Source organism: Georgenia faecalis (assembly GCF_003710105.1).
Taxonomy (GTDB): domain Bacteria; phylum Actinomycetota; class Actinomycetes; order Actinomycetales; family Actinomycetaceae; genus Georgenia_A; species Georgenia_A faecalis.
This window is the reverse complement of the sequence record NZ_CP033325.1, coordinates 2,404,281-2,423,570: the sequence shown is the minus strand read 5'-3', so window position 1 is coordinate 2,423,570 and position 19,290 is coordinate 2,404,281. Positions and strand designations below refer to the sequence as shown.

Genomic DNA, 19,290 nt, shown 5'->3' with positions numbered 1-19,290 from the left:
ACATGAGTGGACCGACGGACCTCGACGCCGCGTGGGCGCTGCGGTGGGCGCTGCTCGCCCAGGAGGCCGTCTCCCGCCACCGGATCGAGCTCATGGAGCTCGACCAGGCGATCGGAGACGGGGACCACGGGGAGAACATGGACCGCGGGTTCACCGCGGTCGGCGCCCGGCTCGAGGAGAGCGCGCCCCCGGCCACGCCGTCCGAGGTGCTGCGGTTCGTCGCGACCACCCTCATGTCCACCGTCGGCGGCGCTGCGGGGCCGCTGTACGGCACCGCCTTCCTCCGGGGCGCGGCCGCGTGCCTGCCGGGCGAGGGGCAGACCCGGCATGCGCTCGGCGGCGCCGAGGTCGCCACGGTGCTCGAGGCGGGCCTCGCCGGCATCGTCGCCCGGGGCAAGGCGGCGCCGGGGGAGAAGACCATGGTCGACGCGTGGGCGCCGGCCGTCCGCGCCGCCCGGGCCGCGGCCGACGCCGGGGCCACGCCGGCCGACGTGCTCGCCGCCGCCGCCGAGGCCGCGGAGACCGGCGCCCAGGACACCGAGCCGATGATCGCCACCAAGGGCCGCGCCAGCTACCTCGGGCCGCGCAGCGCCGGGCACCGGGACCCCGGTGCCGTCTCCAGCGCCCTGCTGCTGCGCGCGGCCGCGGACGCCGCGGTCCGCGGCGACGGCGCGGCGCTGGACGACGGCTCCGTCCCCGACGACGCCGCGGCCCCGGACGACGGCCCCGACGACGCGGCGCCCGCAGGCACCGCGTGAGAGCGGCCCTGGCGCCGACGACGGCGATCGTCGTCGTCTCCCACTCCGCCCGGCTCGCCCGTGGGGTCGTCGAGGTCGCCGCACAGATGGCGCCCGACGTCACGCTGCGACCCGCCGGGGGGCGCGACGACGACGGCCTGGGCACGAGCTTCGACCGGATCGCACGGACCATCGCCGCGCTCCGCGAGGCGGCGCCCTCCCGACCCGTCGTCGTCATCACCGACCTCGGGTCCGCGACGATGACGGCGCAGGCCGTCCTCGAGTCCTTCGGGGAGGGCCCGCAGATCCAGCTCGCCGACGGCCCGCTCGTCGAGGGGGCCGTGGCGGCGGCGGTCGCCGCGCAGGGCGGCGCCGGCGTCAGTGAGGTGCGGCGGGCGGCCGAGGAGGCCGCCCTCGCGTTCGCGGCCGCCCAGCGGACCGGACCCGTCCCGCACGGGGACAGGCCGGTGGGGGCCCCGCCGCTGGAGCGCACGCTCGTCCTGCGCAACGAGCTCGGCCTGCACGCCCGGCCCGCGGCGATGATCGCCCGGCTCGTCGCCGGGTTCGACGCCACCGTCGAGATCGAGGGCGTCGACGCGGCCAGCGTGCTGGCGCTCATGGGCCTGGGCCTGGGCAACGGCGACACCATGCGCCTGCGGGCCAGCGGGCCGGCGGCCGAGCACGCGCTCGACCTCGTCGCGGACGTCGTCGAGAGCCGGTTCGGCGAGGAGTGAGCGCTCCCCCCGTGCGGGGCCGGCGCGCGCGCTGGGGCAGGATGGAGCCATGAGCGATCCCAAGCCCGTGGAGTGCTGGCTCACGGACATGGACGGCGTGCTCGTGCACGAGCAGCGGGCCCTGCCCGGTGCCGCGGACTTCATCGCCGCCCTCACGACGAGCGGCCGGCCGTTCCTCGTGCTCACCAACAACTCGATGTACACCCCGCGCGACCTGCGCGCGCGCCTGCAGGCCGGGGGCATCGACGTGCCCGAGAGCGCGATCTGGACCTCGGCGCTGGCGACGGCGCAGTTCCTCGACGGGCAGCGGCCGGGCGGCACCGCCTACGTCGTGGGCGAGGCGGGGCTGACGACCGCGCTCCACGAGATCGGCTACGTCATGACCGACCGCTCGCCGGAGTACGTGGTCCTCGGTGAGACGCGCACCTACTCCTTCGACGCCATCACGCGGGCGATCCGGCTCATCGAGGCGGGTGCGCGGTTCATCGCCACCAACCCGGACCCGTCCGGCCCCTCGGCCGAGGGCTCCGTCCCGGCCACGGGGGCCGTCGCGGCGCTCATCACCCGGGCGACGGGGGTGGAGCCCTACAACGTCGGCAAGCCCAACCCGCTGATGATGCGCAGCGCCCTCAACCGCCTCGACGCGCACTCCGAGACCACGATCATGGTGGGCGACCGGATGGACACCGACATCGTCAGCGGCCTCGAGGCGGGCCTGCGCACCGTGCTCGTGCTCACCGGCTCCACCCGCCGGGACCAGATCGACCGGTTCCCCTACCGCCCCACCCGGGTGGTGGAGTCCGTCGCCGAGCTGGTCCCCGCGGTCGCTCAGCTCGGCCCACCGGCCACGGGGCCCGCCGCGTGAGCGCGCCCGCCAAGCCGCGCTCGTCGGCGCGCGCGCTGTTCGCCACCACGGTCCTCACACTCGAGGCCTTCGTCGTCTTCTTCGCCGCCCTCGTCGCCTTCGGCCTCGACGTCGCCGCGCCCGGCGTGGTGTTCGGCGTCGCGGGCGTCCTCGCCGTGCTGTGCCTCGTCGCCGCAGGCCTCGTGCGCCGCGGCCGCGCCGGGGTGGTCCTCGGCTGGGTGGTCCAGGTGCTCCTGCTCGCCTGCGGCCTCGTCCTGCCGACGATGTTCGCGCTCGGCGGCGTCTTCACCCTCATCTGGGTCGTCTCGTTGCGCACGGGCGGGCGGATCGACGCCGAGCGGGTGGAGCGCGAGCGCGCCCAGGCCGCACCGGACGGACGGTAGGGTTCCGAAGCGTGACTACCGAGCGCACCCTCGTCCTCGTCAAGCCCGACGGCGTCCGCCGCGCCCTCACCGGGGAGATCCTCCGGCGCATCGAGGCGAAGGGCTACACCGTCGTCGCGCTCGAGCGGCGCAGCGCTGACGCCGACCTCCTCGCCGCGCACTACGCCGAGCACGAGGGCAAGCCGTTCTTCGCCCCGCTCCTGGAGTTCATGGGCTCGGGCCCGGTGGTCGCCGCCGTCGTCGAGGGCAACCGCGTCATCGAGGGCGTGCGCTCCCTCGCCGGGGCGACCGACCCGACCGTCGCCGCCCCCGGCACCATCCGCGGGGACCTCGCCCGCACCTGGGACACCGCCGTCGTGCAGAACCTCGTCCACGGCTCGGACTCGCCCGAGTCCGCCGCGCGTGAGATCGCTCTCTGGTTCCCGAGCCTCTGACCGGCACGGGACCGGCGTCGTCGTCGGTCCCGGCCGATAGTCTGCCCGCGTGCACCTGAAGACGCTGACGCTGCGGGGGTTCAAGTCCTTCGCCTCGGCGACGACGCTGCACCTCGAGCCGGGGATCACCTGCGTCGTCGGCCCCAACGGCTCCGGCAAGTCGAACGTCGTCGACGCCCTCGCCTGGGTGATGGGCGAGCAGGGCGCGAAGACCCTGCGCGGCGGGTCGATGGCGGACGTCATCTTCGCCGGCACGACCTCCCGCGCCCCCCTCGGGCGCGCCGAGGTCTCGCTCACCATCGACAACACCGACGGCGCCCTGCCCATCGACTACTCCGAGGTGACGATCGCCCGCACGCTCTTCCGCGGGGGCGGGTCCGAGTACGCCATCAACGGCTCGCCGTGCCGGCTGCTCGACATCCAGGAGCTCCTCTCGGACACCGGCATGGGCCGGGAGATGCACGTCATCGTCGGGCAGGGGCGCCTCGACACCGTGCTCGCCGCGGGACCCGAGGAGCGGCGCGGGTTCATCGAGGAGGCGGCCGGCGTCCTCAAGCACCGCCGCCGCAAGGAGAAGGCGCTGCGCAAGCTCGAGGCGATGGCCGCGAACGTCGCCCGGGTCACCGACCTCACCACCGAGATCCGGCGTCAGCTCGGCCCGCTCGCCAAGCAGGCCGACGTCGCCCGCCGCGCCCAGGTGGTGCAGGCGGACGCCCGGGACGCCCGCGCCCGGCTGCTCGCCGACGACCTGGTCCAGCTCACCTCCACCCTCGAGCGCGAGGTGGCCGACGAGACCGCCCTGCGCGACCGCCGCGCCGCCGTCGAGGCGGCCCAGGACGCCGCCCGCGCGCGGCTGGCCGCGCTCGAGCAGGAGGCCGCGGCCGTCGCGCCCCGGCTGCGCACCGCCACCCAGACCTGGCACGCCCTGGGCGGGCTGCGCGAGCGCCTGCGGGGCCTGGCCGGCCTCGCCGCCGAGCGCGGCCGCCTGCTCGGCACCGCCACGCCGGAACGGCCGGGTGCCGACCCGGACGCCCTCGACGCGCAGGCGCGCGCCGCCCGCGGCGAGGAGGCCGCCCTCGGTGAGGCGCAGGCCGCGGCCCGCCGCACGCTCGAGGCTGCCGTCGCCGCCCGCGCCGCGGCCGAGGACGCCGAGCGGGAGAGCGAGCGCGCGCTGGCCGCCGTCCACCGCGGCGTCGCCGACCGGCGCGAGGGCCTCGCCCGGCTCACCGGCCAGGTGGCCGCTCGGCGCAGCGCCCTCGAGGCCGGCGAGGCCGAGCTCGGGCGCCTGCGCGTCAACCTCGAGGGGGCCGAGCGGCGCGCCCGCGAGGCCCAGGCCGAGTTCACCGTGCTCGAGCAGCAGGCCGCCGGGGCCGAGGAGGGCGAGGAGGGCCTCGACGAGGCGCACGAGAGAGCCGTCGCCGAGCTCGACGCCGCCGAGGCCGCCGTCGCCACCCTCACCGAGACGGTCCGGGCCGCGGATGGGGAGCGCTCCACGTGGCAGGCCCGCCGGGAGACCCTCGAGCTCTCCCTCACCCGCAAGGACGGCACGGGCGCGCTCCTCGCGGACGCCGACGCCCTCGCCGGCCTCCTCGGGTCCCTCCCCGACGCCCTCACCGTCGAGCCCGGGTACGAGAACGCCGTGGCCGCCGTCCTCGGGCCGTTCGCGGACGCGGCCGTCGTCGAGTCCCCGGACGTGGCGGTCGACGCCGTCCGCCGGGCCCGCGACGGCGACCTCGGCCAGGTGCGGCTCGTCGTGGCCGGGGACGGCGACGGCGGGGGAGCGGCGGGTGCCGCGCCGGCCGGGGGCCGGTGGGCCCGCGAGCTCGTCACCGCGCCCGACGCCCTGCGCGGCACCGTCGACGCCATGCTCGCCGACGTCGTCGTCGTCGACGACCTGGCCGCCGCCCGTGCCGCCGTCACCGAGGCCGCCGTCGTCGCCGTCACCCGCGAGGGGGACGTCCTGTCCCGCACGAGCGCCACGGGCGGCGGCCCGGGAGGCCCCAGCGTCCTCGAGCTGCACGCCGCCTACGAGGAGGCGGGCGCCGAGCTCACCGCGGCGGTCGCCCGCGCGGAGCAGGCCCGGTTCGCCCTCGGCCCCGCGCGGGAGCGGGCGCAGGCGGCGCGCGCGGAGGTCGAGCGCACGCTCGCGGACCTGCACGCCTCCGACGCCCGGCTCGCCGGCGTCGCCGAACGCCTGGGCCGCCTGGGGTCCGCGGCCCGTGCCGCCGAGGCCGAGGCCGAGCGCATCCGCCCGGCGATCGAGAAGGCCGTCGCGGCCGGCGCCGCGCACGAGGCCGAGCTCGCCGCACTGGCGGAGCGGCTCGAGCACGCCCAGCGCGAGCCCGCCCGCGCCGAGGAGGACCTCGCCGCCGCGACGACCGCCCGGGACGCCGCCACCGCCCGGGCCCGCGACGCGCGCGCCAAGGAGACCGAGGCCCGCCTCGCCCTGCGGACCGTGGAGGAGCGGGTCTCCGCCCTCGCCGGGCGCGCGGCGTCGCTCGAGCGAGCGGCGGCCCGGGAGCGCACCGCCCGGCAGGTGGCGGCCGAGCGGGAGCGCGTCCGGGCCCGGCAGGCCGCCGTGGCCGCCGAGGTGGGCGCGGACGCCGCGGTGGCCCTCGCGGCGATCGACCGCTCGCTCGAGGCCGCCTCGCGCGAGCGGGAGGTGGCCGAGGAGGCCCGGGCCGTCCGGGACGCCGAGCTCACCGCCGCCCGCGCGGAGATCGACCGCACGAGCGCGGAGCTCGCCCAGCTCACCGACGCCGTCCACCGTGACGAGGTGGCCCGCGCGGAGCAGCGGCTGCGGATCAGCCAGCTCGAGGAGCGCTCCATCGCGGAGCTGGGGCTCGACCCCGCCGTCCTCGTCGACGAGCTCGGCCCCGACCGGCCCGTCCCCGGCGCGGGCGACGAGCCCGACCGGCCGTACGTGCGCGCCGAGCAGGAGCAGCGGTTGCGCCGGGCGGAGCGCGACCTCGCGCGCCTGGGGCGCGTCAACCCCCTCGCGCTCGAGGAGCACGCCGCGCTCGCCGAACGGCACCAGTTCCTCACCACCCAGCTCGCGGACCTCAAGAAGTCCCGGGCCGACCTCATGTCCATCGTCCGCGAGATCGACGAGCGGGTGGAGCGGGTCTTCGCCGACGCGTTCCGCGATACCGCCGCCGCGTTCGAGCGGGTGTTCTCCCGGCTCTTCCCCGGCGGCGAAGGGCGGCTCATCCTCACCGACCCGGACGACATGCTCACCACGGGCATCGAGATCGAGGCCCGCCCCGCGGGCAAGAAGGTCAAGCGGCTCTCGCTGCTCTCCGGCGGCGAGCGGTCCCTCACCGCGGTGGCGCTCCTCGTGGCGATCTTCAAGGCGCGGCCGAGCCCGTTCTACGTCATGGACGAGGTCGAGGCCGCCCTCGACGACGTCAACCTGGGCCGCCTGCTCGAGATCTTTACCGAGCTGCGCGAGGACTCCCAGCTCATCGTGGTCACGCACCAGAAGCGCACCATGGAGATCGCCGACGCCCTGTACGGCGTGACGATGCGCGGCGACGGCGTCACCACGGTCATCAGCCAGCGGCTCCACGAGGACGTCCCGGCACCCGTGGGCACGTGACGAGCATCACCCGGGCCGGGCGAACCGCCGAGGCCGCTCTACGGGGCCGTTCGGGCGTCGCGGGGGGATAATCGGCCCATGACGGGGGCCGTGGTCGTGGTACTGCTCAGCCTGGTGTGTGCTGCCGGGGTACTGGTCGCGCTCCTGGCGACCCATCGCCCCCCCGAGGGCTGGGGCGTCTGGCTGCGGTCCTCCCTCGCCGGGTGGCGGAGGGATGAGGACCTCGCGTGGAAGCGCGCCGACGAGGAGCCCGGCGAGGGCGACCTCGAGGACCTGCTCCGGCTCAGTGAGCCGGTGACGGGCTCGGCGTACACCCGGCCCGAGGACCTGCGCGACACCTTCGCCGCCGTCACGCCCCGCGCCCGGCGCGCCCCCGGCCGCCGCTGAGCGAGCGCCCGTTGGCCCACGGCGCACCGCGTGGGCCAGACTGGCCACTGTGACCGATCAGCTCTGGGCCATCCTCTCCGCCGTCCTCGTCATCTTCGTCGCGGGCGGGCTCGCGCTCACCTCGGGGGTGCGCCGCCGCCGGCAACCGCCGACGCTCCCGCCCGAGGAGCGCAGTGCGCAGGCCATCGACACCCTCACGCCCGGGACCGACGAGGTGCTCGTCGAGGCCCCCGAGGAGGAGCAGGCCCCCGCCGCCCCCACCCTCGAGCGCCCGGAGCCCGTCGCCGGGCGGATGACCCGCCTGCGCGCCCGCCTCGCCCGCTCCGGAACCCTGGGCCGCTCCCTGCTCTCGATCCTCTCCCGTGGTTCCCTCACCGAGGCGGACTGGGAGGAGATCGAGGAGACCCTCCTGCTCGCCGACATCGGCATCGGTCCCACGACCGAGCTCATGGACCGGCTGCGCACCCAGGTGCGCGTCCTCGGCACGGACGACCCCCAGGCCGTGCGGGACGTCCTGCGCGCCGAGCTCCTCGCGCTCGTCGACCCCGGCATGGACCGCAGCCTGCGGGTCAGCCCCGGCGTGGGCGACGACGGCGAGCCGCACCCCGCGACGGTCCTCGTCGTCGGCGTCAACGGCACCGGCAAGACCACCACGGTCGGCAAGCTCGCCCGGGTCCTCGTCGCCGAGGACCGCGAGGTCCTGCTCGGCGCGGCCGACACGTTCCGCGCCGCCGCCGCCGACCAGCTCCAGACCTGGGGTGAGCGCGTCGGCGTGCCCGTGGTGCGCTCCGACCGGGAGGGCGCCGACCCCGCCGCGGTCGCCTTCGACGCCGTCAAGGCCGGCCGCGAGGCGGGCGTCGACGTCGTCGTCGTCGACACGGCCGGGCGGCTGCAGAACAAGACCGACCTCATGAACGAGCTCGGGAAGATCAAGCGGATCATGTCGCGGCAGGCGCCGGTGAGCGAGGTGCTCCTCGTCCTCGACGCCACCACCGGTCAGAACGGCCTGCGGCAGGCCCAGGTCTTCGCCGACGTCGTCGACGTCACCGGCATCGTCCTCACCAAGCTCGACGGCACCGCCAAGGGCGGGATCGTCGTCGCCGTCCAGCGCGAGCTCGGCGTGCCGGTCAAGCTCATCGGCCTGGGGGAGGGCCCCGACGACCTCGCGCCGTTCGACGCCGCGGAGTTCGTCGACGCGATCCTCGAGGGCTGAGCGCCACCGCTGGTCTCAGCGGGTGAGAAGAACCGGCCCGCGCAACACGATCGTCACACGCGTGGGTGATTCGTCACATCGCCGAAACACGGGCGTGCGCCCGGTGTAACGGGGCAGGGCAAGAGTGGTCACGGCCGACCGAAGGAGTCGGGAGCGAGAGGACCACACATGCTCGACACCGGAGTCACCTCGTGGATGCTGACCTCAGCATCCCTGGTGCTGCTCATGACCCCGGGCCTGGCGCTGTTCTACGGCGGCATGACCCGCTCGAAGTCCGTGCTCAACATGATGATGATGTCGTTCGGCGCCATGGGCGTCATCGGCGTCGTGTACGTGCTCTGGGGCTGGTCGATGTCCTACGGCTCACAGAGCATCGGCGGAGTCTTCGCCAACCCGTTCGAGCAGTTCGGGCTCAACGGGACCATCCTCGACGACGCCGGGGAGTACGTCCTCGACGGCAACCTGCCGGTCATCGTCGACGTGGGCTTCCAGGTGACCTTCGCGATGATCACCACCGCGCTCATCAGCGGCGCCCTCGCCGAGCGGGTGAAGTTCGGCACCTGGCTCGTGTTCAGCGGCGTGTGGGCGACGCTCGCGTACTTCCCCATGGCCCACATGGTCTGGGGCGGCGGGCTGCTCGGCGGTGACGGGCCGTTCGCGTCGATCGCGGCGCCCATCGACTTCGCCGGCGGCACCGTGGTCCACATCAACGCCGGTGTCGCGGCCCTCGTGCTCGCGCTCGTCGTCGGCAAGCGGCGCGGGTTCGGCCGGGAGCCCGGCCGCCCGCACAACCTGCCGTTCGTCATGCTCGGCGCGGCGCTCCTGTGGTTCGGCTGGTTCGGCTTCAACGCCGGCTCCGCCTACGGCGCCGACGGCATCGCGGGCCTCGCGTGGGTCAACACCACGACGGCGGCGGCCGCGGCCATCCTCGGCTGGCTGGTCGTGGAGAAGCTCCGCGACGGCCACGCCACGTCCCTCGGTGCTGCGTCGGGCATCGTCGCCGGCCTCGTCGCCATCACCCCCGCCGCGGGGTCGGTGAGCCCGGTCGGGGCGATCATCCTCGGGATCGTCGCCGGTGCGCTCTGCGCGCTGGCCGTGAGCCTGAAGTTCCGCTTCGGCTACGACGACTCCCTCGACGTCGTCGGCGTCCACCTCGTGGGTGGGCTCGTGGGCACGGTGCTCATCGGCTTCCTCGCCACGGACACCGGCCTGTTCTACGGGGGCGGGGTCGACCAGCTCATCGTCCAGGTGCTCATCGCCGTCGCCGCCGTGGTGTTCTCCGCGGTCGTCACGCTCGTCATCGCCCTGGTCCTCAAGGCGACGATGGGCTGGCGCGTGACGGACGCCGCCGAGACCTCGGGTATCGACGCGGCCGTGCACGCGGAGACGGCGTACGAGACCCTCGGCACGGGACGCGGCGGATTCGCCGGCATCCCTGCCGTCAACCAGGACAGTGTCGCAACGGAGGTCAAGGCATGAAGCTCGTCACCGGCGTGATCCAGCCCCACCGGCTGGACGAGGTCAAGCAGGCGCTCGGCGCGGTGGGGGTGCGCGGGATGACCGTCTCCGAGGCCAGCGGCTATGGCCGCCAGCACGGCCACACCGAGGTCTACCGCGGCGCGGAGTACACGGTCGACCTCGTGCCCAAGGTCCGGGTCGAGGTGCTCGTCGACGACGAGGACGTGTCGCTCATCAGCGGTGCCCTCGTCAAGGCGGCCCAGACGGGCCGGATCGGCGACGGCAAGGTGTGGACGGTCCCCGTCGAGGACGTCGTGCGCGTCCGCACGGGCGAGCGCGGCACCTCTGCGCTCTGAGCCGATGACCGGGTCGGCGGCGCAGGTCCCCCTCGGAGTGGGGGACCTGCGCCGCTCGCGGTTGGCGGCCCCGACCGCGCCGGCCGGCCCGGCCTACCGGTACGCGCTGTCCGACCTCGTCGACGGCGCGCTGCGCCGGCTGTGGCACGCGGCGCTGGACGCCCGGGGGATCGACGGCGAGACGGGGGTCGCGCTCGCCGTCGTCGGCAGCCAGGGCCGCCGGGACGCCGGCCCGACGAGCGACCTCGACCTCATGCTCGTCCACGACGGGCGCACCCTCGACGACGGCGCGCTCGCCGGCCTCGCCGAGGCGCTGTGGTACCCCGTGTGGGACGCCGGTCTCGACCTCGACCACTCGGTGCGCAGCCTCGCCCAGTGCCGCCGGATCGCCTCCACCGACCTCGTCTCCGCGATCGGGCTGCTGGACCTGCGCGCCGTCGCCGGGGACCCCGTCGTCGTCCACCGGGCACGCAGCGCCCTCCTCGCCGACTGGCGCGGGGCGGCCCGCCGGCGCCTGCCCGAGCTCGTCGCCTCGGTCCGCGACCGCGGTGAGCGGTTCGGCGAGCTCGCCTACCTCATCGAGCCGGACCTCAAGGAGGCCCGCGGCGGCCTGCGGGACGCCGTCGTCGTCCGGGCGCTCGCGGCGACGTGGCTCACCGACCGCCCGCACGCCGAGCTCGACGCCGCCTACCGCCACCTCCTCGACGTGCGCGACGCCGTCGCCCAGGTGACGGGACGGCGGACCAACCGGCTGCTGCTCGCCGACGCCACCGAGGTCGCCACCCGGATCGGCGAGCCGGACGCGGACGCGCTGCTCGCCGGGATCGCCCAGGCGGCCCGGGTCATCAGTGCGGCACTCGACACCACCGTCCGGCACGCCCGCCAGGCCCTGCGCCGTCCACCGTTGCGGCGGGCCGGGCCGGTCCTCGTGCGGGGCCGCCGGGTGGCCCCACGCCTGCGGTCCGTCGCCCCGGGCCTCGTCGAGCACGACGGCGAGCTGGTGCTCGGGGTGGACGCCGAGCCGGAGACCGACGCGCTCCTCGCGCTGCGGGCGGGTGCCACCTCCGCCCGGACGGGCCTGCCGCTGTCGCCGGTGACCCTGACGAACCTCGCGCGGACCCCCGCCCTGCCCGAGCCGTGGCCGGCGGCGGCGCGTGGGCACCTCCTCGACCTCCTCGGCTCCGGCTCGGCGCAGGTCGCCGTGTGGGAGGCCCTCGACCTCGCGGGGGTGGTGACCACCTGGATCCCCGAGTGGGCCGCCGTCCGCAACCGACCCCAGCGCTCACCGATCCACCGGCACACCGTGGACCGGCACCTCGTCCAGGCCGCCGCGAACGCGTCCGAGCTCCACGGCCCCGACGACCCGGCGATGCGGGACGTGCTCCTCCTCGCCGCGCTCCTCCACGACATCGGCAAGGTCGCCGGGGCGGACGACCACTCCGTGGAGGGCGCCCGGCGCGCCGCAGCCATCACCGCGCGGATGGGGCTCGGGCGTGCGGAGCGCGACCTCGTCGTCCTGCTCGTCCGCGAGCACCTCACGCTGTCCGAGACGGCGACCCGCCGCGACCCCCGCGACCCCGTCGTCGTCGACGCGGTCGCCACCGCCGTCGAGGGGCGCCGGGACGTGCTCGAGCTGCTGCGCCTGCTCACCGAGGCCGACGCCGCCGCCGCCGGACCGGCCGCCTGGACCACCTGGCGGGCGCGCCTGGTGGACGACCTCACCGCCCGGGTGGGGGAGCGGCTGGGTGGGGCCGACCGCGGGCGACTATCCTCGCGGTAGACCTAATCCCCGAGCGAGGCGAGGTACGCCGTTGTTCGCCAGCCTGTCCGACCGACTGACCGCCACCTTCCGCTCGCTGCGGGGCAAGGGGCGGCTCACCGAGGACGACATCAACACGACCGTCGCCGAGATCCGTCGTGCCCTCCTCGAGGCTGACGTCGCGCTGCCCGTGGTCCGCGAGTTCACCGCGGCCGTGCGGGAGCGGGCGCTGTCCGCGGAGGTCTCCGCCGCGCTCAACCCGGGCCAGCAGATCGTCAAGATCGTCAACGCCGAGCTCGTCGAGATCCTCGGTGGCCAGGCGCGCGACCTCCACTTCGCCAAGCGCCCCCCGACGGTCATCCTGCTCGCCGGCCTCCAGGGCGCCGGCAAGACGACCCTCGCCGGCAAGCTCGGCAAGTGGCTGCGCGACCAGGGCCACACGCCGCTGCTCGTCGCCTCCGACCTCCAGCGGCCCAACGCCGTCACCCAGCTCCAGGTGGTGGGCGAGCGCGCCGGCGTGCCGGTCTGGGCGCCCGAGCCGGGCAACGGCGTCGGCGACCCCGTCGAGGTGGCCCGCTCGGGCCTGGCGCACGCCCGCGACAAGCAGTACTCCGTCGTCGTCGTCGACACGGCGGGCCGGCTCGGTGTCGACGCCGAGCTCATGGCGCAGGCCGCGAACATCCGCGACGCCGTCGACCCCGACGAGATCCTCTTCGTCCTCGACGCGATGATCGGCCAGGACGCGGTCACCACGGCGCAGGCGTTCGCCGACGGCGTGGGGTTCACCGGCGTCGTGCTGTCCAAGCTCGACGGCGACGCTCGTGGTGGTGCGGCGCTGTCGGTCGCCAAGGTCACCGGTCAGCCGGTGCTGTTCGCCTCCACCGGTGAGAAGCTCACCGACTTCGAGCGGTTCCACGCCGACCGGATGGCCTCACGCATCCTCGACATGGGCGACATCCTCACGCTCATCGAGCAGGCCGAGCGCACGTTCGACGCCGAGCAGGCCGAGCGGATGGCGGCCAAGGTCACGGGGGAGGAGGACTTCACCCTCCAGGACTTCCTCGACCAGATGCAGCAGCTGAAGAAGATGGGCTCGATGAAGAAGATGCTCGGGATGCTCCCGGGCATGGGCCAGATGCGTGAGGCCCTGGAGAACTTCGACGAGCGCGACATCGACCGCGTCGAGGCGATCGTCCACTCGATGACGCCCGCCGAGCGGACCAACCCCAAGATCCTCAACGGCTCGCGCCGCTCCCGGATCGCCCGCGGCTCGGGCACCACGGTGGCCGAGGTGAACTCCCTCATGGAGCGCTTCGACGCCGCCAAGACGATGATGCGCCAGATGGCGCGGTCCGGCGGCAAGGGCGTGCCCGGCATGGGCGCCCTGCCCGGCGGCGGCAAGAAGTCCAAGGGCCGCATGGCGCCGCCCCCGCAGCGCAAGGGCAAGAAGGGCAAGTCGGGCAACCCCGCCAAGCGCGCGCAGCAGGAGAGCGCGGAGGCGGCGCGTCCGGCGGCGCCCGCAGGTTCGGCCTTCGGGATCGGCCGGTCCGAGGACGCCCCGACGGGCCTCCCGGCGGACCTTCCCGCGGACCTGCCGGCGGGGTTCGAGCGGTTCCTCGGCCGGTAGGGCTGCACCCGTGAGCGAGACGCTGCACCTGCGCGGCACCGTCCTGGTCGGCGACGGCCGCGAGCGGGACGAGTGCTGGGTCGTCGACGGGCGGCTCGCCCTCACCGCGCCCCCGGGCGCCTGGTCCGCCGACGTGGTCGAGGGCGTCGTGCTGCCCGGGCTCGTCGACGTCCACTGCCACATCGGTCTGGGGCCGGACGGCGAGGTGAGCGCGGCGGAGGCGCTCGCGCAGGCCCGGGCCGACCGCGACGCCGGCACGCTGCTGGTCCGCGACGCGGGCTCGCCGATGGACAACCGCTGGGTGCAGGACCGCGAGGACCTGCCCCGCCTCATCCGCGCCGGGCACCACCTCGCCCGGCCCAAGCGCTACCTGCGGCACTACGGGCTCGAGCTCGAGCGGGTCGGGGACCTGCCCGACGCCGTCGCCGAGCAGGCGCGGTTCGGCGACGGCTGGGTGAAGCTCGTCGGGGACTGGATCGACCGTTCCGAGGGTGCCGACGCCGACCTGCGGCCGCTGTGGCCGCGCGACGTGCTGCGCGACGCCGTGGCCGCCGCCCATGAGAACGGCGCCCGCGTTACCGTGCACACCTTCTCCCGTGAGGCGGTGGACGACCTCCTCGACGCGGGCGTCGACGGCATCGAGCACGGCACCGGCATGGACGCCGACCACATCGACGAGGCGGCCAAGCGGGCGCTGCCCGTGACGCCGACGCTCCTCCAGGTGGGGCGCTTCACCGACTTCGCCGACCAGGCCGGCCCGAAGTACCCGGTCTTCGCCGCGCGCATGCGTCGCATGCACGCCCGGCGCTACGAGCAGGTCCGCACCCTCGCCGAGGCGGGCGTCCCGCTGCTCATGGGCTCCGACGCCGGCGGCACCATCGAGCACGGCTCGCTGCCCGCCGAGCTCGCCGAGGTGGTCCGCGCCGGCGTGCCGGCCGCCGACGTCGTCGCCGCCGCCACCTGGCGCGCCCGGGCCTTCCTCGGTGCCGAGGGGATCGCCGACGGCGCCAGCGCCGACGTCGTCGTCTACCCCGAGGACCCCCGCGAGGACATCGGCGTGCTCACCCGGCCGAGCGCCGTCGTCCTGCGGGGGGTGCGGTACTAGCCCGTCGATCACGGCTGGGTGAGCGGGTCTCGCCGACAGTGACGGGGCGCGCGGGGTGGTTCCGCATCGGGTCGGCGGGTCAGTGCGGCGTCGCGCCGGCACGGTGCGGCGCCGGAGCTGTGACCGACACGCGCTCGTGGAGGGACATCGGCACGAGGACGTCCGACTCCGCAGGTCCCGGCGTGCGGAGCATCTCGATCGCGAGGGCACCCATCGTCTCGTGGGGGATCGCGACGGTCGTCAGCCCAGGGCGTAGTGAGGCAGCGAGCTCCTCGTCGTCGAACGACATCACCGACACGTCGTCGGGGATCCTCAGACCCGCTTCCGCCAGCGCCTGGTAGGCACCGAAGGCCAGGCGGTCGTTGAGGCAGAGCAGAGCGGTGACACCGCGGTTGCTGATCATCCGGTGGGCAGCCGCATACCCCTCATCCGTCTGCCAGTCGCCGCACGCCTGCTGGTCGAGGAAGTCGATCCCGACAGATGCCATCTCGGCTGCGATGCCATCAAGACGGCGCCTGCCCGTGAGAGCGATCCCGGTGTCGATGTCGGACCGGAAGTCGTGCCCGACGAGAGCGATGCCATGGCGGTGCCCGGCCTCGGCCAGGGCACGGACTGCGAGGCGGCCTCCGGCGAGCTCGTCCGGGAGGATCGAGGGCGCATCGGCGTCCGCGATGTTCACGTTGACGCAGGGCACGCTCAGCCCCATGCCGAGGGTTCCCGAGTACCGCGACTTCACCGCCGTGAACACGATCCCGTCGACCCCTCGGTCGAGGAGCGCCTGGACGGCCTCCGTCTCGCGCGCCGCGTCGCCCGCGGTCTCGGCGATGAGCAGCAGGTAGCCGCTCTCGTGCGCCGCGTCTAGCGCGCCTCGAAGGATCCCGCTCGCGAACCGGGTGATGGTGACGGTGTCCGAGACGAAGCCGTACGTGCGGCTCTCGGACGTCCGGAGCGTGCGGGCGACCATGTTGGGGCGGTAGCCCAGCGCGGACGCCGCCGCCAAGATCCGTTCCCGCACCTCCTCCGAGATGCGGCTGGTCGGGCTGTCGTTGAGGACCTGCGAGACCGCGCCGACGGAGACCCCGGCCGCTCGCGCCACCTCAGCCTGGGTGACGCGCGACCCGGGACCGTGCGAAGCCGCCATGCGACGTCATCGTACGGGCTGAGGCGTCGGCCTGGTCGCCTCCGGCGTCGTTCCCGCGGGGACGGTCACGGTCGCAGGCACCCGCACCCACCGGCACCGAACGGCGGCCGGCAGCCACGGTACGTGGGCCTCGACTCCGAAAGGTGGTGGTCCGCAACGGCAGCGCTGGTGCCCCCGACCCGGGGGGCGCACCTCCCGCGAACGCCGTGCATGGGGGCGCGGTGGCAGGGGGTTCCGCCGAGCGATATAACGATGTATCTTCCGGGCAAATGCGCCGACGGCGCAGCCGCGCCCCCGCAGTGTCAATGACGAGGTTGTCCAGGCGGGCTCGGGGCGGGGAGACGGGGAGGATCTCGCCGAAGGGAGACGTTGTCTCGGATCCCCTCGCTCGTTCGGCCGGGAAGAGTCCACTGCGAGAGAAACGCAAAGGAGCGTATCCAGATGGAGAAGCGAACAGGAATACGCGGGCACCGGCCCGTGGCGTCGTTGCTTGCCCTGCTGTTGCTCGTCGCGTCTGCCCTCGCCGTCGCGCCGGCCGCAGTCGCCCAGGTGGCGCCGATGGTGGAGGGGCCGACCGTCACGGCGGACCCGAGCTCACCGACGGGGTACACCGTGACGTTCGTCTACCGCAACCCCGATGCGACCCAGGTCCGCCTTGCCGGTGACCTGACGCTGCTCGACGTCGACACCGGCAGGGCGACCCGGTATGAGCCGGAGGAGTGGGAGCCCGGGCGCTACCACGCGGGCGGCACGGAGTTCCTGCGGGACATGACGAAGGACGAGAACGGCTACTGGTCGGTCTCCGTCCCCCTGCACGCGGGCGGCCTCAGCTACTGGTACCGGGTCTGGGACCCGACGCAGGGATGGGAGAACAAGCGCATCTGGGACCCCGCATCCCCGCACCCGCGGCCCCCGGGCGACACGTCCTTCCGCGTGCGGAACAACGACGTGCTCGACACGGTGTACGTGCCGTACGCGGAGGAGCAGGACGACCCGATCCTCGAGGCACGCGCCACGTACGAGCTGCCGGCGGCCGACCCGGCGCGCAGGGGCACCGTCCAGTACGTGCCCTACACGACCATCCTCGGCGACGACGGCCACCACCTCGGTGTCTACCTGCCGGCGGGTTACGACCCGGACCGCGCGGAGCCCTACAAGGTCGTCTACCTCGCCCACGGCATCTTCGGCGACGAGACCGACTTCATGGTCCCCGTCAACGTCCCGAACATCCTGGACAACATGACCGCGAGGGGCGAGATCGAACCGACGGTGGTCGTCACCATGGGCAACCACTTCACCGGCACCGGCCTCAACTTTGCCTCGTACGACCGCCTCAATGCGGCGAACAACCTGGTCGAGGTCATCCTCCCCTTCGTGGAGGAGAGGTTCAACGTCTCGAGCGAGCGCGAGGGGCGCGCCTACGGCGGGTTCTCCTACGGTGGGTCGACCGGCGGCTTCGTCATCGCGAACCACCCGACGGCCTTCGGCTCCTACGGCTTCTTCTCCGGGAACCCGACCCTCACCGACGCGAACTACGACGCCCTCGCAGCCGCGGTCGGCACGGGGGACCTGACCGTGTTCCTCGGGAACGGCATCTTCGAAGGAGGCCCCGACGCGCACAACGCCATCGCGGAGAGCTTCAGGTCCCGAGGGTTCACGGCGGGGACCGCCCAGGTCCCCGGCGCCCATGACGGGATGACGGCGGGCCAGCTGTTCACGATCTTCGCCAGGGACTACCTGTGGGAGCAGGATGAGCCCGTCGGCGAGGTCGACGTCTCCGTCGAGACGGACACCCGGTGCGTCGTCGGGCGCGCCGTCCAGGTGCTCCGCGTGACGAACGGCTCCGACGCGCCCGCCGAGGTCACGCTGTCCACGGCCTACGGCGCGCGGACGATCACGGTGGGTCCCGAGCGGTCCACCACCGTCACGTTGAGCACCCGGCTCGAGTCGGTGCCGGCGAGCGAGGTGACCGCGACGGCCACCGCGGACGGGTACGACCCGACGACGCTCACCGTGCCGTACGCCGCCTTCGACTGCGCCTTGGAGCAGGGGATCCAGGGGGTCGTCCCCATCACCGAGATCCTCGCCTACGGCCAGAAGGTCACCGCGGTGGCCGTGGAGTACTCGGCCGACGTCGACCCGCGCGGGCTCGACCTCGCCACGTTCACCGTCTCGGACAGCCTGTACAACTTCCGGTTCAACCCCGTCGCCGACCTCACCGACCCGACCAAGAGGGCCGACCGTACGATCACGGCGATCTACACGAACGACGCACCGTCGCTCGAGGCGGACCAGCAGTCCGACCGTGGCCGGTACGTCATCATCGAGCTGGACCCGATGGACCCGGGCGGCAGCACGGTGATCGCGTGGCAGGGCGGCGTGCGGGTCAATCCCGACCTGCAGACCCGCGTCGTCCAGAACGAGGCGGTCCACGTCGCACCCGAGAACGGCGACGGGCAGGGGCCCGTGCTCGCCCGGGCGTCCGCCGTCGCGCACGCGCCCACGCAGCCCGCCGTGAACCTCCTCTACGACGACTTCGTCTACGAGCGATTCACGACGAGCACCGGTACCGAGGTGCCGTACGCGTACTGGCTGCCAGAGGACTACGACGCGACCAAGCAGTACCCCGTCGTCGTGATCCTGCCCGGGCACGGCCAGGGGTACATCGAGAGTGCCGACGGCACGAACAACGAGGGCGTCCAGGTCGCCTCGGACATCCCGGCCGTCGCGTGGCTGCAGGAGGAGTGGACGGAGTCGGAGGAGGACGTCATCGTGCTCGCCGTGCAGAACCGGCGGACCGGCACCGGTGCCGACCAGGCAGGGGCGATGGTCGAGGTCGTCAACGGGTTCGCGGACGAGTTCTCCGTCGACCCCGACCGCATCTACGGGTCGACCGTGTCGTACGGGTCGGTCCTCGCGTGGGACGCCCTGACGAACCACCCCGGGCTCTTCGACGCCATGCTCGTCACCGGCGGGTTCGGTGCGAGCCAGGCGCAGGCGGACGCGATCGCGGCGTCGCGCACGCCGGTGTGGGTGACCCACGGCACCGGCGACCACCTGCTCAACGTGGTGACCACCGGCCAGGCGTCGTTCAACCGGATCTGGAACGCCTACATGGCGATGGGACTGACCCCGGCGCAGGCGACCGCGCTCGTCAAGTACACCGAGTATCCCCTGGCGGCGTTCTACGAGCCGGACCAGCACCTGGCGGCGGCGCCGACCTACGAGGACGCCTCCATCCTGCGGTGGCTGCTGGACCAGTGACCGGCTGGGGGGTGCTGTCGTCGCCCGTCGGGGTGGCGACGCGGTCCTAGTCCGAGCGAGGGGCCTCCGGCGTGAGAGAGACGGCTACCGTCTCGATCACCTCGGAGGCCCCTCGTGCGCGCGCCCCGCGACGCCTTGCCGCCGCGGGGCGCAGCTCGCAGCGGCGGCTCCGCCGAGCGGGAGGCCGTCCGCAGCTCACGTGCCCCGTCTCCTAGGCCCGGAGATCGCG

General features: G+C 74.4%; 15 protein-coding genes. 14 read left to right on the top strand and 1 reads right to left on the bottom strand.

The features are described from left to right. The first annotated feature begins 2 nt into the window (after positions 1-2). The 13 genes from dhaL (at position 3) to EBO36_RS10510 (ending at position 14,656) form a co-directional block, all read left to right on the top strand. Entirely contained in the window at positions 3-758 is a 756-nt protein-coding gene (gene dhaL, locus EBO36_RS10570; protein ID WP_122824588.1) for a dihydroxyacetone kinase subunit DhaL, read from the top strand. Then, entirely contained in the window at positions 755-1,471 is a 717-nt protein-coding gene (gene dhaM / locus EBO36_RS10565) for a dihydroxyacetone kinase phosphoryl donor subunit DhaM (protein ID WP_241236863.1), read from the top strand. Before dhaL ends, dhaM begins: the two co-directional genes overlap by 4 nt. Positions 1,472-1,520: 49 nt before the next feature. Beyond that, entirely contained in the window at positions 1,521-2,336 is an 816-nt protein-coding gene (locus EBO36_RS10560) for an HAD-IIA family hydrolase (protein WP_122824587.1), read from the top strand. Further along, on the top strand, positions 2,333-2,719 hold the full coding sequence (locus EBO36_RS10555; RefSeq protein ID WP_122824586.1) for a DUF4233 domain-containing protein: 387 nt from the start codon (positions 2,333-2,335) through the stop codon (positions 2,717-2,719). Before EBO36_RS10560 ends, EBO36_RS10555 begins: the two co-directional genes overlap by 4 nt. Before the next feature lie 11 nt (positions 2,720-2,730). After that, positions 2,731-3,153 (top strand): nucleoside-diphosphate kinase, encoded by a 423-nt coding sequence (gene ndk / locus EBO36_RS10550; protein ID WP_122824585.1) that lies wholly within the window; start codon positions 2,731-2,733, stop codon positions 3,151-3,153. A gap of 49 nt (positions 3,154-3,202) precedes the next feature. Continuing rightward, positions 3,203-6,751: a chromosome segregation protein SMC gene (gene smc, locus EBO36_RS10545; protein WP_187695812.1), complete on the top strand. Its 3,549-nt coding sequence runs from the start codon at positions 3,203-3,205 to the stop codon at positions 6,749-6,751. A 78-nt stretch (positions 6,752-6,829) separates the two neighbouring features. After that, the gene (locus EBO36_RS10540; RefSeq protein ID WP_122824584.1) at positions 6,830-7,138 is read left to right on the top strand and encodes a hypothetical protein; all 309 of its coding nucleotides are present in this window, start codon (positions 6,830-6,832) and stop codon (positions 7,136-7,138) included. 49 nt (positions 7,139-7,187) lie between these two features. Continuing rightward, positions 7,188-8,351, top strand: a complete 1,164-nt coding sequence (gene ftsY, locus EBO36_RS10535) for a signal recognition particle-docking protein FtsY (RefSeq protein WP_122824583.1) — start codon at positions 7,188-7,190, stop codon at positions 8,349-8,351. Between the two features lie 168 nt (positions 8,352-8,519). Beyond that, a complete protein-coding gene (locus tag EBO36_RS10530; protein ID WP_122824582.1) occupies positions 8,520-9,830 on the top strand; it encodes an ammonium transporter in 1,311 nt (436 codons plus the stop codon). Further along, on the top strand, positions 9,827-10,165 hold the full coding sequence (locus EBO36_RS10525; protein ID WP_122824581.1) for a P-II family nitrogen regulator: 339 nt from the start codon (positions 9,827-9,829) through the stop codon (positions 10,163-10,165). Before EBO36_RS10530 ends, EBO36_RS10525 begins: the two co-directional genes overlap by 4 nt. Positions 10,166-10,169: 4 nt before the next feature. Continuing rightward, positions 10,170-11,945, top strand: a complete 1,776-nt coding sequence (locus tag EBO36_RS10520; RefSeq protein ID WP_122824580.1) for a [protein-PII] uridylyltransferase family protein — start codon at positions 10,170-10,172, stop codon at positions 11,943-11,945. A 31-nt stretch (positions 11,946-11,976) separates the two neighbouring features. Continuing rightward, positions 11,977-13,551: a signal recognition particle protein gene (gene ffh, locus EBO36_RS10515; protein WP_122824579.1), complete on the top strand. Its 1,575-nt coding sequence runs from the start codon at positions 11,977-11,979 to the stop codon at positions 13,549-13,551. A gap of 10 nt (positions 13,552-13,561) precedes the next feature. Next, positions 13,562-14,656, top strand: a complete 1,095-nt coding sequence (locus tag EBO36_RS10510; RefSeq protein ID WP_122824578.1) for an amidohydrolase family protein — start codon at positions 13,562-13,564, stop codon at positions 14,654-14,656. 79 nt (positions 14,657-14,735) lie between these two features. Here EBO36_RS10510 and EBO36_RS10505 read toward each other — a convergent pair whose 3' ends face one another. Continuing rightward, positions 14,736-15,797 carry a LacI family DNA-binding transcriptional regulator gene (locus EBO36_RS10505; RefSeq protein ID WP_122824577.1) on the bottom strand — a complete coding sequence of 354 codons (1,062 nt, stop codon included), beginning with the start codon at positions 15,795-15,797 and terminating at the stop codon, positions 14,736-14,738. Between the two features lie 441 nt (positions 15,798-16,238). Between EBO36_RS10505 and EBO36_RS10500 the strand changes: the two genes are divergently transcribed. After that, positions 16,239-19,061, top strand: a complete 2,823-nt coding sequence (locus EBO36_RS10500) for an alpha/beta hydrolase-fold protein (protein WP_122824576.1) — start codon at positions 16,239-16,241, stop codon at positions 19,059-19,061. Positions 19,062-19,290 lie beyond the last annotated feature (229 nt).

Coding starts and splice junctions, on each gene's coding strand:
- EBO36_RS10505 (WP_122824577.1), bottom strand. CDS start 15,797: ATGGCGGCTTCGCACGGTCCCGGGTCGCGCGTCACCCAGGCTGAGGTG.
- EBO36_RS10560 (WP_122824587.1), top strand. CDS start 1,521: ATGAGCGATCCCAAGCCCGTGGAGTGCTGGCTCACGGACATGGACGGC.
- EBO36_RS10520 (WP_122824580.1), top strand. CDS start 10,170: ATGACCGGGTCGGCGGCGCAGGTCCCCCTCGGAGTGGGGGACCTGCGC.
- EBO36_RS10525 (WP_122824581.1), top strand. CDS start 9,827: ATGAAGCTCGTCACCGGCGTGATCCAGCCCCACCGGCTGGACGAGGTC.
- EBO36_RS10500 (WP_122824576.1), top strand. CDS start 16,239: ATGGAGAAGCGAACAGGAATACGCGGGCACCGGCCCGTGGCGTCGTTG.
- EBO36_RS10530 (WP_122824582.1), top strand. CDS start 8,520: ATGCTCGACACCGGAGTCACCTCGTGGATGCTGACCTCAGCATCCCTG.
- EBO36_RS10540 (WP_122824584.1), top strand. CDS start 6,830: ATGACGGGGGCCGTGGTCGTGGTACTGCTCAGCCTGGTGTGTGCTGCC.
- dhaL (WP_122824588.1), top strand. CDS start 3: ATGAGTGGACCGACGGACCTCGACGCCGCGTGGGCGCTGCGGTGGGCG.